Raw genomic sequence first — 14,216 nt, 5'->3', positions numbered from 1 at the left:
CGATTTACTCTCAAAATTTTTGTTGCTAAAAAGTTTAAAATGATACTACAAATTGACTCATTGAATGTTGGAATCAATCCTTCAGTCATTGAAACAACATTCACTGCTTCAAATATTATTGGATGGATTGTTAGTTCCTTTATTTGTATAATATTAACGGTAATAATTTATCCATATCTTGACGAAAAATTTCAAGCCTTTGTTGTAAGAAAATTTAATTTTCTACACATATCAACAGGACATAAGATAGCTGGAAGTTGGACACATAAATGGTATGTAACTAGTACCAACTTTCCACCAATAAATGAAATTAAGAATGTTCAAATAAAACAATTCAGAAAAAGAATATTTGCGCAATACAACGTTACTGATAAGAACGGCAAAACATATACATATCAAATGCTTGGGAATGTGGATAAAGATCAAGTTATTACTGGTGTATGGCGTGATATTGAACAAGGATATCGCTATCATGGTTGCTTTCAAATATATATTGATATTAATGAGCAGACTATGACTGGATATTGGACTGGGCTATCGAAAGAGAAGAACATTAAAAGTGATAAGTGGGAATGGATAAGAGAATAATCATATCAAACAACATCGGAGAAAGAGATGGGTGACGCGTTGATAAATATTGATGTGCATAATAATCCAAAAAGGAATTCTGATTATTTTACAGAAAATTTAGTGTTAAAGATTTCTTCCTTGAAGAAAAATTAATTGTTCATAGCAAACTAGATTATATAATTTTATGATATGCAAAACCTCATTATAAATAGAGTAAATTATATTCTGCCGGACGAACGACCAAATTTATATATATCAAAAACTGATAATTTAGTTTTCAGAATACGATTAGAGTTTTTTAAAAAATTTGTTTCAAACATTAATCAAAATGTAGACCTCATTCAATGGATAGGTAAATTGGCTGATGAAGACTACATTTATTATAGCTTTACCAAACCTAATGCTCAAGATACGTTTATAATCAAAGCGGAAAATTATATATATAATTATTTCAAGCCAAAATTCGTTCGTGAACAATTAATCAATTATTTCAAGGAGAAAAAATTTATTATTGAGCCTTTTCCAAAAGGTAATGACTTAAGTATTTATGAAAAAACAAGTGATTTTAATAATGAATGGAGTATTTATAGAAGATTTGATTTATTAATACGAGAACATAGAAAGGAAATTGCGTTTAATATAGGAAGTGAAAATACGTTAATAAGCAATCAAACACAATATTTTAAACAAAGTGATCGAATCACTATTTTAGATACTAACGACAACTTTATTAAACCGCTTGCAGGCAAGGAAAACATAAATAATTGCAGAATAATTGCAAATCGAGAAAAGCGAATAGAATTAGGAGTTAATAATGATCCCCGGAAATTAAATTATAAAAATTTATTTGATCAATTAACTACATTTTATAACTCTCAACTTCTCAATCTGAACAAGGATACCTTCAAAATTGAAGCTGGTGGTATGAAAAATGTTGAACAACTCGATTTGAATAGGGTAAACATTAATGAAAATCAAATGCTCTTCGGAAAAGAAAGAACAGATATAAATGCTGTTACCGGAATGAGAGATTATGGTATTTATAAACCCTCACCTAAAGCTACTGATGTTAAGTTCATTTTTATATATGAAAACAGTGACGACGCCAATCAATTATTTCTTTATTTAAAAAATGGATTAAAACATTACCCTGGGCTTTGGAGCTATATTGGTATTCCAATTCGTTTGTCCGATTTAAAACTTAAATATACCGGTGTAGATGATTTAAAAAATAATATAGATTCTTTTATACAAGAGAATCTACCAAATGATTATTATAGTGACCTTTTTGCAGTAATAATTAATCCTAATAGTAGTCAAGAAAAGGAGGAAATAGATGAAGATGAAAGTCCAATGTATTATAGTGTCAAGAAGAAGTTTTTAGAAAAAGGTATTCCGACTCAATTTATTCAAGACAAGAATATACATTCAGGAAACTTTCATTATTTTTTACCAAATATTTCTATTGGAATCTTAGCTAAACTTGGAGGGATTCCTTGGCGATTAAAAACTAAAAAAAATAAGGAATTGGTTGTCGGTTTTAACCAAAAGAAAATTGGTGAAAACCGATTTATTGGAAGCGCCGTCTTCTTTTCTAATGACGGCGAACTTGGAAAAACTTTCGGTTTTCCTGAAGCAGCTTCCGAAACAACCTTGATAGGTAATCTTAAACTTTCTATTGAAAAATATATTAGTCAAAATCAATCACCGCCGGAAAGACTAGTTATTCATTATTATAAACCACAGAGTGGAAAGGAACAAAAATCTATAGAAGATCTAATCCAAAAAGAATTGAGGTTGAATATCCCATTTGCAATAATTGAAATTAATGATAGCAAATCTCAAATTGACATTTGTTTTGACAAAGATTATAATATGGGAATGCCAGAAAGTGGTACATATGTTCGAGTTAGTAAAACTGAATATTTGCTTTTCAATAACACACGGTATGAAAAAAATCCATTGAGAAGTGTAAATGAAGAGCTACCTATTAAAATTGCCATACATTTCGCTGATTCAGGAGGGTTTTCTCACAAAGACTTGATAAGTCAAGTTTATGAATTTTCCAGACTGTACTGGAAAGGCCTAAAGCAAAGAAGTCAACCTGCAACTACTATTTATGCTAAACTAATTGCAGAGTTTACCGCCAATTGCAACGGTAATTTGCCAAATAATGAGACTGTTAATACCACACCTTGGTTTTTGTAATGAATGTAACCGAAGCTATAAATAAAAGTGTATTTTTCCTAGGTGCTGGAGCATCTTACGATTCTGGCTGTAAGTTGTCCTCAGGTATGTTAGAGGATCTTAAAAGAAAAATCGTTAGTTCAAATGATGAAACCTTTAATACCCCAGAAAAAGAAGCTTTAAAATTCCTACTTTCCTGCCTAGAATACCATAGTGAATGGCGAACTCTTGAAACCTCTGAAAACTTTAAGTTTACACCTAATATAGAGGAATTGGCTCTTCTAATAAGAAGAGTAAAAAATAGAGAAAACTTTCTCCCGTATCCAATAACTGGTAATTGGGCGGATAAACTTGTTCTTTTAGAATCCCAATTTGAATCTCTCCCAAATGAAGATAAATACGGAAACACACTTTTTAGTTCACTTGACAAGAAAATAAAATCCAAACTTTTAAAAGAATGGCTCAAGCCCGGTGACTGCTCTTTTCTTAGTCCTTTAAAGGATTTTTTTCAGCACTATCCAAATAATCCCTTTAGAATGGATATTTTTTCGCTGAATAACGATATGGTTATAGAAAACTATTTTTCTGAAAATCTAAATAAGCCGTGGAGAGGTTTTGCAAATGGAAATTGGGTCGGTTGCGAAGAAGAAAAATTCCCAAATGATTTTGGCAGAATTAATTTATATAAATTACATGGATCATTAGATTGGGTAAGACTTGAAACAGGCGAATTCAAAGAGGAGGAAAATATAGGGGAAAATGAAAAAGAACATATTGAATCAGAGCATTCACCTTATTTGATTTTTGGGCAAGGAACTAAAACCTTTTCTGTAGAACCTTTTTTTACTTTAATTAATCATTTAAAGAAAAAACTAAAGGAAAAGGACTACGTCTTTATTATAGGTTATAGTTTTTTTGATCCATACGTTAATAATCTTTTAATTGACGCCGTAAAAGGGACTTCTAAAAAACTAATAATCGTAAATCCTGCATTTGGCCCGGAACAACTAAAGATAGTTGGAGAGAAAGGAAAAGAATTAAAAACCAAAGACGAATTTCTAAGAATATTATATCCAGATGGCGTTACAGATAAGAATCTTGCAAATTACATTGAAGATATTCAAAAGAACTCCTTCTACTCTGAATTGCCAGAATTCAACATAAAACAAATAAATGCTGAATCCTTAGAATTTCTACCAATAGGAACAAAGGACTTTTTAAATACATATTTCAAAAATGGGGCAGAAATATTTATTAAACTAATTACGGAATATGAAGATAAAAGAGCGAAAGAGCTTCCTTTTTAAAAAGAAAATGCCCTCAATTCAACTACATCAATATATCCAGACAACCACTATCACACCCCCATCAACTGCCTAAAAATCCCTTCTGCTAATTCGGCTATCTTTTCATTCGAATCGCATCGTTCCAAATCTGCTCCCTGTTCAATGAGCTTGTAGTAGATTTCAAAGTTATGTTCCTCTTCAGGGATTCCCATTAAAGAAAAAATCACTTTTGCATTGCCTAAGGGATAGTGGTTCGCCGGAACATGTAGGCGATCCAGAGTGTTTGTCAAGCGGGAGATCTTGATATCGTCTTTAATCAAGCACATAATGTTTGTTTTCATATCTTGACGGATTTGTCACAAATATATAAAACTTGACAAATCCGTTACATTGTTTGCGGGATTTTTTCTCGACACTTGTTAGATGGAAAAGAATCCTGATTTAATTTCTTTGGGTGCTCGAATAAAAGAGGTTCGTTTAGCTAAAGGAATGACACAATTTGAACTGGCTTCTGCATTGGGAAAAGACCATAGCTCTATTGCCAGAATAGAAGCAGGTAGAATTAATCCAAGTTATTTATATCTGAAAGAATTAGCTAAGGGTTTGGAGGTTCCTTTGACGACTTTGCTTGATTATTAAATTGATTCCGAATTGACGTAAATAGCTTGTACCAGTACTTTGGGTCTTCCTAATGTTAGCGCAAATAGCAGGGAAAGGAACTCCAACCATCCTAAAAACATCAAAAATAAATGTTGCAAAATTCTTTAGCCATTCAAAATCGACATGAAAGATTCATCAGAACAGTTTGTGAAACAGAAATTGTCTATGGATTGGAAAACGAGGAAGGATTTGCTTCTTCAAGTTCGGTGCATTTCGAAGATGAGGAAGAAAATCCAATTAGAATTATTTGTTTCTGGGCAGAGGAAGTATTGGCAAAATCTTGTATAAAAAGTGATTGGTCCGATTATAAAATTGCTAAAATAACTTTATCCGATTTTATTGAGAATTGGTGCGTTGGAATGGAGGAAGACGGTCTGATTGTGGGAACTGAATTTGATCAAAACATGTTCGGATACGAGGCAGATCCCTTAGAATTAATCCTTGATTTAATCATTGAACTCGAACGCACCAACAAAGAATTGCATTTTAAAAAATTTATAGATCTTGTGGATATAAAAGATCAGGTCAAAAGGATACTAGAAGAATGAAACCCCTGGTTAGCACGAGCCTCAAAGTCGGTGATCAATATCTTGGAAATCGATTTGACAGGAATATGATTTCCGTTAATTTAGCACAGCACGAGCCAGAGGCTCGCGCTAACTAGGGGGGTGTATAAACAAGTTATACTCAATTACAGAAAGTAGAGAAATATGATAAATAAAGAAAACCATAAAAAGATTTCCAAAATAGTTTTGACGCTCTGTTTAACGGGTACTATTGTACTTACATTCATATGGTTGGCTAATTTGTATTGTATTATCTGTGACCATTCACCAAAATGGATCGTAATTTGGTTTGCAGTATCTATAACAATGTACATAGGTTTTAAAATTTATGGGAAAAAGCTTTGAGAATATTAAGAATGTCCCCAAGCTGGTTCCGGATTGCGCTAGATATTGTATTTTAGGTACGCATGTAAATAAGTTAGCAACCCCCGATGAAACGAATTAGATACTATATCATCTTGATTCCTATACTAACGGCTTGCTTAAGTCCACGGTATAAAGTCACTGAAAACAGGTTTAAAAGTAACCGGGAATTATGGGCCTTGACACTATCGGAATTGAAGGTGGATTCGATCAACCAAAAAGGGTTTCCCGCTAAATATTCTGTTTTAAGAGAATTTGACGCAAGACAAATGGGTGACCACAAATACGACGATACCATTAAGGAGTATGGATATAATTGGAAACCCCAAAAAGAAATCTCATTTAATAAAAAAAGCAACTACTATTGCTGGTATGATTCATCTAAATCTAAAAAAGTTGATACGTTACCCATTACTTTTTTTCAAAAGGACACCTGGTATCTTTTGACAAATTGGCAACCAGCTTCTGCGGGAGGAGGAATCTATCATTTATTTGTGTATGTCAATGAAAAAGGAGCATTTGAAAAACACTTTGACATTCAGACAGGATCCTGGTAACGAATCCGGCAGACTGGAAATACATTTTAAATTAATTTAGCACGAGCCAGAGGCTCGCATTAGCTTGGAAAAACAAGCTGCCAGCCAAGCGCAGCGTATTTGGAAAAAATAGACTGAAATAGTACTTTAATAAAAATGAAAGAAGAAATGGCTCAGGTTGATATAATCAGAAACGGAATTATTGACAAACTTCTCACCATATCAGATAAAGAGTATTTGATGGCTTTGCTTCGTTTGGTTAATAACAGTGCTGTACCGAACGAGAAAATCAAATTAACCAAAGAGCAAAAGCTGATGCTTGAAATGAGCGAAACGGACATTCAGCAGGGTCGAATGATCTCTCAAAGTGATTTGGACAAAAATGACCTTGAATGGCTAAAAGGAAGTAGTCTGGACCGAAACCGCTGCAAAACAACGTCGTGAGATCTTAAGATACTGGACTGAAAGAAATCAAAGCACCAGTTATGCGGAGAAATTAATTGAAATTACCGCAAAACATCTAAAAGTGATCACCAAAAACCCGGAAGCATTTAAGGAAAGTGAACTAAATAACATTCGCGAATCTGCAATGGGTCACTTCAGTCTATACTACAAAATTACACCTGATCAACTAATCGTTATGGCATTCTGGGATAATCGGCAAGATCCAAAGAAATTATTGAAGGCCATTAAGTAATCCCCCTTGGCGCGAGCGTGTGACCAAACTGTTTGTAAAATCTATTTGACAGGAACATGATTTAGATTAATTTAGCACGAGTCAGACCCCGAATGGTCGGGACAGGAGAACTCGCGCTAACTTGTAAATCTGAGCGATCAGCCTTCGAATACGATAACCACAATACAGACAATACCTACCCCATGATAAAAAGGAGTATTACACTATTATTAATCATACTGTCTTCTCTGGATGCAAGAAGTCAGAACACACTAATTTTGGAAGCATCAAAAGACACATACATCAATACAGTAATTGCTGACCAATACCAGGGACAAGTCCAAAGCCTTATTGCAGCAGGCTGGACATATGGAGGCGTTTATGGCCAGGGACGCAGCCTTTTAGGATTTGAATTATGCCCATTACCTGATAATTTCGTTTTAGTCAGCGCTACTTTATATTTATCCCATGATTATTCAGCTTCGCATGCCGGTCATACTACTGACGGCTTAAATAGCGCAAAACTTTATCAAATAACGAGCTACTGGGATGAATCAACTACCTGGTCAAGCCAACCCTCGTACAACGCGGCATCCTTTTCCAGTATTCCCGGTTCGACCTCTTCAACTCAGAACTACGCTATCGACGTAACCGGAATTGTTAGTAATGAAATCAGTTCATCCAACGAAGTTGATTTCTACTTTGCACTCGATGAAGAAATTACCTATAGAAGTCTTGTTTTTGCCTCCAAAGATCATCCTGATTCAAATGTCAGACCTAAATTGGAACTTGTCTATTACACAGATACTACATGGTGCAACAACCCTCCAAGTATACCAGACACAACAGATTCTACCATTCATGTTACAAATTGTATGGATAATTTTACCATCCCGAATATATTCACACCAAATGGAGATTTGGTAAATGACTATCTGGAATTGAATTCAGAGTGTCAGCCATCTTCATTTCACATAGACATATTAAACCGTTGGGGGAATTCAGTTTTTGAATCCGATGATTATGGGTTTACCTGGAATGGTAAAAACAAAAATACCGATGCTGATTTATCTGAAGGAGTTTATTTCTATCGAATAATTGTATCTGATGAACAAGGTGAGATTGTTAAAAATGGATTTGTTACCTTGTTAAGATGACGTCCAAGCTCGCCCAAAAGCTGGCGCGTGTATGTAAGACTCATAAGAATTGAAATTCAATCAACTAAAATTGAACTTATACTTATAAACTGATGAATAAACTTATAACAATATTGTCTATAGTAGTTTTGATCTCTTGTGCGCAAAATGAAAGTAAGGTGAAAAATCAATTATTCAAAAATACAAGGAGATTGATTTTGAAATGCTACCGTCTATTTCGGGAATCGACACAATTGAATTTAATAAAAACATTGTAGCAGTTGGAACTAACAAAAAGATAAATTCACTTGCAAATTGGATTAAAATAGATGATGATGGAAAAATGCTGCACTATTTAGTGGAACAAAAGAAAGTACGTGGTTTTAAGATCCATGAATTAAAGATTTTTAATGCTAAAAAAGATTTGATTGCGAGTAAAATACTTGAAGACACGAACTATGTATTTAAAGCACCCGAACGACGCACGAGTATTGCATATCGAATTTCAAACTGGTTTTATATTGAAACAGGACTAAAATCAGCGGACTCAACTATTCTAATTAAATCCGAAAAATTTGAAGTTCATAGTTTACTTGATAAGAGCTATGATGAGCTTTACATGAAAATCGAATAATTAAAATATGCATAACAGTAACACAAGCTGTTAACCAGGAGATTCACCGGCAGGTGCGCGATTAATCGGGAATTAATCACAATTCACACCCAGACTTAATTTCTACCACAAATGCACAAATTTTGGCTCGGCTACCGCACTCGGTTTTTGAACCGTTCAAACGCAATTTATCCGTGTTTACTGGGTAAAGAGGCGACTGGTAAGCGCCTCCGATATTTGCGCATTTGTGGGAAAATATAACACCGTTTGTATTATAAAATGGTTTGGGTGCGAATAATACATATATCCCGATTAATCGCGCACCTGCTAGTTTGTAAATCAATTTGATGGGAACATGATTTCCGTTAATTTAGCACAGCACGAGCCTGAGCCTCGCGCTAACTTGGGGCGCCTGTCCGAAAAAAAAGAAAGTAACCTTTCAGCAATTAAACGTTATGCGGTTCTTATGAAAGGATTTACTTCACTCTGTTATTGCTTATTGGTTCTTCCGGTATTTTCTCAAAATAAGATTTCAGAACAGGAATTGAAACGATACGAATGGATTGTTTACAACAAGAGCATTGACGATTCATCCGAAATTTTTAGTGCTGACACACTATTGCTAGCCAAAGCTTATGAATTGGAATCATTGGAACAAATAAGCGGGGAAGATGGTCAGCGTATTGACGAACTGTATTCTAGAAGCTGGCGAATAGATTTCGTTCAGGATGAATTAGATGTAAACGATCAGATCAACGAATTTTACGTCTTTTTTATTGACCTGCGTAAAGCTGCAATTCGCCGGAGTATGGAAGTTGACAGCATAACCTATCAGTTGCTGCTTCAAGACCCAAATACCGTAACATCCAGAACGGCTCCCGTTTTATTGGAACTGGAGCAAATGCAGAACGGCGATGTAATTCAGATGGTGGATCCGTTTCACAATCAATTCTATTACATCGAAAAAACTGGGAATAAATTACACGTGCTAAAAAACCTGGCCAGACGTTATATCCATGAACCAAGAGGCCTAAACAGCGGATTCTGGACTTTCTCGAAAAGAAACCAGCTGATGACTTTTAGCGATGAGGCCGGAAAAATTCATTTTCTTTTTCGGGTAGAACGCATCGATCACATTCGAATTCGACTGATTCATACACTTCATCCAACAAAAAAACAATAAGGTATAACAAACCTTCAAAAGGCTCGTAGATACGTGAGATTATCTTGTAAGGACCTTCACATGACTTTGTAATCCCGCGAGATTGCTTTGTAAGTTCAAGAGATTGACTTGTAAACCCGTGAGATCGTCTTGTAAACGCCGGAGATGGCTTTGTAAGTCCGCGAGATTACCTTGTAAGCCCACGAGATTGCTTTGTAAGCCTGTGAGATTGTTATGTAAAGCGCGAAGATGGCTTTGTAAGCACAAAAGATTGACTTGCAACAGCTTCACACGTCTTTGTATATGCGGGAGACTGAATGGGATGACCGAAAGATCGCTTTGTAAGTTCGTGAGAACCTATTCCGACAGTTTGAGATTGGTTCCGGATTGCCCTATAAATTGTATTTTAGGTGCGCACATCTAAATAAGTTAGCACTCATCTTAAAAACCACCATGAAACAGATAATTTACATATTGCCTTTTTTGATTTTAACAGCTTGCGGACAATCAAAATCCGAACGGGTTTCGAATCGTGTCTCGAATACCTCTCCTGCCCCTGTTCCAGATACAACAGCTGTTAATACTCAACAAAACCCGGCAGAAGAAGATCCCGGTGAAGATTACAGGAACCAAGCTTTAAGTGAATTTGAAAAAGCAAGAGTATACAAATTGACAGACACACTGGTTGCAGACTATAACGGAGACGGATTTTCAGACAAAGCTTTTTATCAAAAAGAAAAAGAAACTTCCGGTATAATAATCAAACATGGTAAGACAAACGAAGAAGTTAGAATTGGTTTTGGTAAACCATTCGCACATTTCACAGAATTTGGCTGGGTTGATTATTGGGGGATTGTAGAAGACAAAGAAACCAGCGAGGCAACATTTACAGAGGAAGGTGATATTTTAGGAAGTAAAGACATTAAACTTCAAAATCCTTCAATCGCTTTAGGCGCAAACGAAATTGGTGGCGGATTAATAACCTTTTTGAATGGAAAATATGTGTGGATACATCAAACTTGTTAATCCTTAATAGCGTGAGCACTTGTTCCCAAACTTCCCGATCAAGCTATTAATTGTATTTTATATTAAGTTTGCGGGCATTGCATAAGCACACAATAAGATGAACGAAATTATAGAGTATACAAACAGGGTTTCCCTTTGTTAGCGCGAACGTCTCGTTCGTGCTACTCTATTCAACACTCCCGGATTAGTTCCGGATTGCGCTATAAATTGTATTTTAGGTAGGTATAAATAAGTTGAAATAATTAACCTCCCATGGATATAGCATCAAAGAACCTAAAGAAATTAAAAACTGAAAAATCATTTGTAGACATTTTTACCGATTTGTTTAATGAATCTTTTTATGGTTTCATTCGACAATTTAATGACCATTTTCTTCTTCTTGAACATTACAATGATGATGGATTATTCAATGGAATTGTTGTTTTCAAACGGGAGGATATCACAAGAATCAAGTGGGCAAATAATGACCTGACTAGTGTCCACAAGATCATCAATAAACACGATCAGGAAAAAAATATCAAGTCAATTAAAATAGATTCCATTGAAGTAATTTTAAAATCAGTTAATAAAACATTTAAACACGTCAATTTACATATTCAAAATATTGATAATGGAATGTGCATCATTGGAGAAATTGAAGAGATGGATGCTAATTCTATTGTTATCAAAGAATTTGGCACCCGCAGTTCATTAGACCGAGGAAGAATCCTATTTGCAATTGAAGACATAACCAGAATTGATGCCGGTGGATTATATGAAAATGGATTAATGAAAGTTCATAAAAAGATTTAGCACAGCACGAGCCAAAGGCTCGCGCTAACTTGGGGACAGTTTGAGATCGGTTCAGGATTACTACGTATCAACATTGAACTCGAAGAAAAACTGTAATATTGCAGTTAATTACTAAAGTCAATGTCTAGAAATATCAACCACCAGGAGTCCATGCGTATTGCAGCTGAAAAAATGCGGCTAAAAAAAGAAAAAGAAGCACGCGAGGACAAAGAATTTTACGAACGAATTACCTCAGGGTGGCAATGGATCATCTTCAAACTGGTTGTCGTATTTTGTGCGGCGATGTTAGTGATTTCCATTATCGAGTTTTTCGTTGACGGCCCGACCAAAAGAATATCGGAAAAAGCCTGGAAAGTTGACCGGAACTGGGAATATACCTGGCACAAAGTACTGGACGTGGAAGGATATCAATTCACACCATCATTAGATGACTGGAGCGACCGGGTGGAAAACACGATGAAACTTACCTATTCTCCTGTTTTTCGAACGGGGAAGATGTTGAGCTACGATATTCAAGTCGGTGAATCCGGAATAAGAAAGCACGAAGAAATCAGGCAGCGGTCCACCTTTACCTGGTTTCCGGCATTTCAGCTTTTTCTGCTGATTCCAATACTCACCTTCCTATTCAGACGACAAAGCGCCTGGTTTAACTTTGCACGGGTTGCGTCCCTGATCATCGTGTTTCCCGGAACGCTGCTGATAATGTACTTTACGATGATGTGATAGTTCCTTTTGTTAACGTAAATGAGCAGGAAAATAAAATGAACATTAAGCTTAGACCCTGGACTTTATCGGACTTAGACAGTTTGGTCAAGTATGCCAACAATTGGAATGTTGCAAAAAATTTGACTGACAAATTTCCTTTTCCATATTCTGAAAGAAATGGACAGGCATTTATTGAGTTCGCAACCAAGGACGACCCTATTCATATTTTTGCTATTGACCTTGACGGACAAGTGGTAGGTGGAATTGGTATACACCCGCAAGACGACATCTATAGAAAAAATGCTGAACTTGGTTATTGGTTAGCAGAACCATTTTGGGGACAGGGTATAATTAGTAGCGCAATAAAACTTGCCGTTGACTTTGCCTTTGCGAACTATGCTATTGACCGCGTATTTGCAAGACCATTCGGGACAAATACCGCTTCGCAAAAAGTGTTGGAAAAGAACAACTTTATTTTAGAAGGACGTTTTGAAAAAGTGCTCATAAAGAATAACGAATATTTGGATGAGCTTATTTATGCTGTAAGGCGTGAAAATTGGCTGCGATAGTAAAAGCCAATGAATTCCCTAAGTTAGAACGAGCACTTATCCCAACATTGGTGATCTTCTTCACGATGTCTTAATAATCAATAGGATGAACAATAAAAGTTGGATATTCTTTGCGTACTCAGCGCTCTTTGCGGTAAAAAAGAAATCACGAACCCGGAATTCCACTTTACAGCCTCTATCGACCGCCCGGCACGATTATCAGTGCTTTCCTCACAAGCACAAAATATCAAAAGACAAAAACCGCTAATTTCGATTCATGTTTCGCAGCATAAGAAACTTATCACAATAACGAATCAGAATGTTCCATGAAAGCGTACACCAAAACCAAATACGGAGGACCTGAAGTTCTTCGCTTAGAAGAGGTCGAACTTCCTGTTCCGAAGGATAACCAAGTGAAGATTAAAATCCTTGCAAACTCCGCTAACCCGGCAGACTGGCATATTATACGTGGAAAGCCTTTTTTTGCACGCTTCGTGTTCGGATTGTTCAAGCCCAAAGATAAAATCCCCGGAGCCGATTTTGCCGGAATTGTAACAGAAACGGGAAAGGATGTCACGGAATTCAAGATTGGTGACAAAGTATTTGGCGAATCACTTGCAGGCGGAGTTTTTGCCGAATATTCCTGCGTGAATGAAGCCGTTTGCGCCAAAATGCCTGAGGGAGCAAGCTTCCAGGAAATGGCATGTGTTCCCATTGCCGGATTGACTGCTTTACAGGCGCTCATCACTCACGGAGAACTGAAAAAAGGAGAAACCGTACTGATTAACGGCTCCTCCGGTGGTGTGGGCCATTTTGCTGTTCAGATCGCGAAAGCTTACGGTGCACATGTAACCGCGGTTTGTTCCGGGAAAAATGTGGATTTTGTACGATCTTTGGGTGCTGATAAAGTCATTGCCTATGATCAGGAAAACATTCATCGGCATACCGGGAAATATGATTTAGTTGTAGATACCAACGGAAACCTGTCTTTCAGCGATTACAAACGCATGGGCCGACGTGGTGTAGTGGTTGGTTTCACCACGATCGGACACATGATGTCTGTCTCATTGAAAAAAGCGTTCAGCAAATTTCCTCTAAGCCAGTTTACTGCCGAAGCCAATACAAAAGACCTGGAAATCCTGGCCGCTTTGGTCCGGGACAAGAAAATCGCTCCCCGGATAGAAAAAGTTTTCCCGTACCAGGAACTTCCCGAAGCAATAGGCTACATCGAAGCCATGCGGACAAGAGGAAAAGTTGCCATGAGCTGGGAAAACACGGATGGACATTTAAACTGATCAAAGCAAATTCCTCTTATTGACGCGAGCGTTTCACTTGTTTTATACATGCTATAAATTGTATTTTAGTAAACAGTATAAACAAATTAGCAGGG

General features: G+C 36.3%; 17 protein-coding genes. 16 read left to right on the top strand and 1 reads right to left on the bottom strand.

The window, feature by feature from the left end; all coding sequences use genetic code 11:
- The first annotated feature begins 39 nt into the window (after nucleotides 1–39).
- The 3 genes from K0S23_RS13545 (at nucleotide 40) to K0S23_RS13535 (ending at nucleotide 4,064) form a co-directional block, all read left to right on the top strand.
- Nucleotides 40–588, top strand: a complete 549-nt coding sequence (locus tag K0S23_RS13545) for a hypothetical protein (protein ID WP_300358352.1) — start codon at nucleotides 40–42, stop codon at nucleotides 586–588.
- Between the two features lie 171 nt (nucleotides 589–759).
- Nucleotides 760–2,778: a Piwi domain-containing protein gene (locus tag K0S23_RS13540; protein ID WP_300358350.1), complete on the top strand. Its 2,019-nt coding sequence runs from the start codon at nucleotides 760–762 to the stop codon at nucleotides 2,776–2,778.
- Nucleotides 2,778–4,064, top strand: coding sequence for an SIR2 family protein (locus K0S23_RS13535; protein WP_300358348.1), 1,287 nt, complete (start codon nucleotides 2,778–2,780; stop codon nucleotides 4,062–4,064). The genes K0S23_RS13540 and K0S23_RS13535 overlap by 1 nt, the downstream gene beginning before the upstream one ends.
- A 50-nt stretch (nucleotides 4,065–4,114) precedes the next feature.
- On the opposite strand, the gene K0S23_RS13530 is transcribed toward K0S23_RS13535, so the two are convergent.
- A complete protein-coding gene (locus K0S23_RS13530; RefSeq protein ID WP_300358345.1) occupies nucleotides 4,115–4,384 on the bottom strand; it encodes a hypothetical protein in 270 nt (89 codons plus the stop codon).
- An 82-nt stretch (nucleotides 4,385–4,466) separates the two neighbouring features.
- On the opposite strand from K0S23_RS13530, the gene K0S23_RS13525 reads away from it, so the two are divergent.
- From K0S23_RS13525 to K0S23_RS13470, 13 genes are all read left to right on the top strand, one after another.
- A complete protein-coding gene (locus K0S23_RS13525; protein ID WP_300358343.1) occupies nucleotides 4,467–4,682 on the top strand; it encodes a helix-turn-helix transcriptional regulator in 216 nt (71 codons plus the stop codon).
- Nucleotides 4,683–4,792: 110 nt separating this feature from the next.
- Complete coding sequence (locus K0S23_RS13520) at nucleotides 4,793–5,251, top strand: DUF2750 domain-containing protein (protein WP_300358340.1); 459 nt, start codon at nucleotides 4,793–4,795, stop codon at nucleotides 5,249–5,251.
- 449 nt (nucleotides 5,252–5,700) lie between these two features.
- Nucleotides 5,701–6,189 carry a hypothetical protein gene (locus K0S23_RS13515; RefSeq protein WP_300358338.1) on the top strand — a complete coding sequence of 163 codons (489 nt, stop codon included), beginning with the start codon at nucleotides 5,701–5,703 and terminating at the stop codon, nucleotides 6,187–6,189.
- Nucleotides 6,190–6,324: 135 nt separating this feature from the next.
- Entirely contained in the window at nucleotides 6,325–6,612 is a 288-nt protein-coding gene (locus K0S23_RS13510; RefSeq protein WP_300358335.1) for a hypothetical protein, read from the top strand.
- A gap of 1 nt (nucleotide 6,613) precedes the next feature.
- Nucleotides 6,614–6,865: a type II toxin-antitoxin system RelE/ParE family toxin gene (locus tag K0S23_RS18570; protein ID WP_366944318.1), complete on the top strand. Its 252-nt coding sequence runs from the start codon at nucleotides 6,614–6,616 to the stop codon at nucleotides 6,863–6,865.
- Between the two features lie 182 nt (nucleotides 6,866–7,047).
- Nucleotides 7,048–8,001 carry a gliding motility-associated C-terminal domain-containing protein gene (locus K0S23_RS13505; RefSeq protein ID WP_300358332.1) on the top strand — a complete coding sequence of 318 codons (954 nt, stop codon included), beginning with the start codon at nucleotides 7,048–7,050 and terminating at the stop codon, nucleotides 7,999–8,001.
- Between the two features lie 202 nt (nucleotides 8,002–8,203).
- A complete protein-coding gene (locus K0S23_RS13500; protein ID WP_300358331.1) occupies nucleotides 8,204–8,614 on the top strand; it encodes a hypothetical protein in 411 nt (136 codons plus the stop codon).
- 445 nt (nucleotides 8,615–9,059) lie between these two features.
- Nucleotides 9,060–9,776, top strand: a complete 717-nt coding sequence (locus K0S23_RS13495; RefSeq protein ID WP_300358329.1) for a hypothetical protein — start codon at nucleotides 9,060–9,062, stop codon at nucleotides 9,774–9,776.
- A gap of 432 nt (nucleotides 9,777–10,208) precedes the next feature.
- A complete protein-coding gene (locus tag K0S23_RS13490; protein WP_300358327.1) occupies nucleotides 10,209–10,781 on the top strand; it encodes a hypothetical protein in 573 nt (190 codons plus the stop codon).
- A gap of 252 nt (nucleotides 10,782–11,033) precedes the next feature.
- Nucleotides 11,034–11,573 carry a hypothetical protein gene (locus K0S23_RS13485; protein WP_300358325.1) on the top strand — a complete coding sequence of 180 codons (540 nt, stop codon included), beginning with the start codon at nucleotides 11,034–11,036 and terminating at the stop codon, nucleotides 11,571–11,573.
- Nucleotides 11,574–11,693: 120 nt separating this feature from the next.
- On the top strand, nucleotides 11,694–12,296 hold the full coding sequence (locus K0S23_RS13480; RefSeq protein ID WP_300358323.1) for a hypothetical protein: 603 nt from the start codon (nucleotides 11,694–11,696) through the stop codon (nucleotides 12,294–12,296).
- Between the two features lie 38 nt (nucleotides 12,297–12,334).
- Nucleotides 12,335–12,847, top strand: coding sequence for a GNAT family protein (locus K0S23_RS13475; RefSeq protein ID WP_300358321.1), 513 nt, complete (start codon nucleotides 12,335–12,337; stop codon nucleotides 12,845–12,847).
- A gap of 305 nt (nucleotides 12,848–13,152) precedes the next feature.
- Nucleotides 13,153–14,121, top strand: a complete 969-nt coding sequence (locus tag K0S23_RS13470) for an NAD(P)-dependent alcohol dehydrogenase (RefSeq protein WP_300358318.1) — start codon at nucleotides 13,153–13,155, stop codon at nucleotides 14,119–14,121.
- The last annotated feature ends 95 nt before the right edge of the window (nucleotides 14,122–14,216 follow it).

Origin of the sequence: Fluviicola sp., from assembly GCF_029266855.1 — a bacterium.
In the GTDB taxonomy this organism is placed as follows: Bacteria; Bacteroidota; Bacteroidia; order Flavobacteriales_D; family Crocinitomicaceae; genus Fluviicola.
The sequence above is the reverse complement of the archived record's forward strand: the minus strand, read 5'-3'. Positions and strand labels throughout refer to the sequence as shown.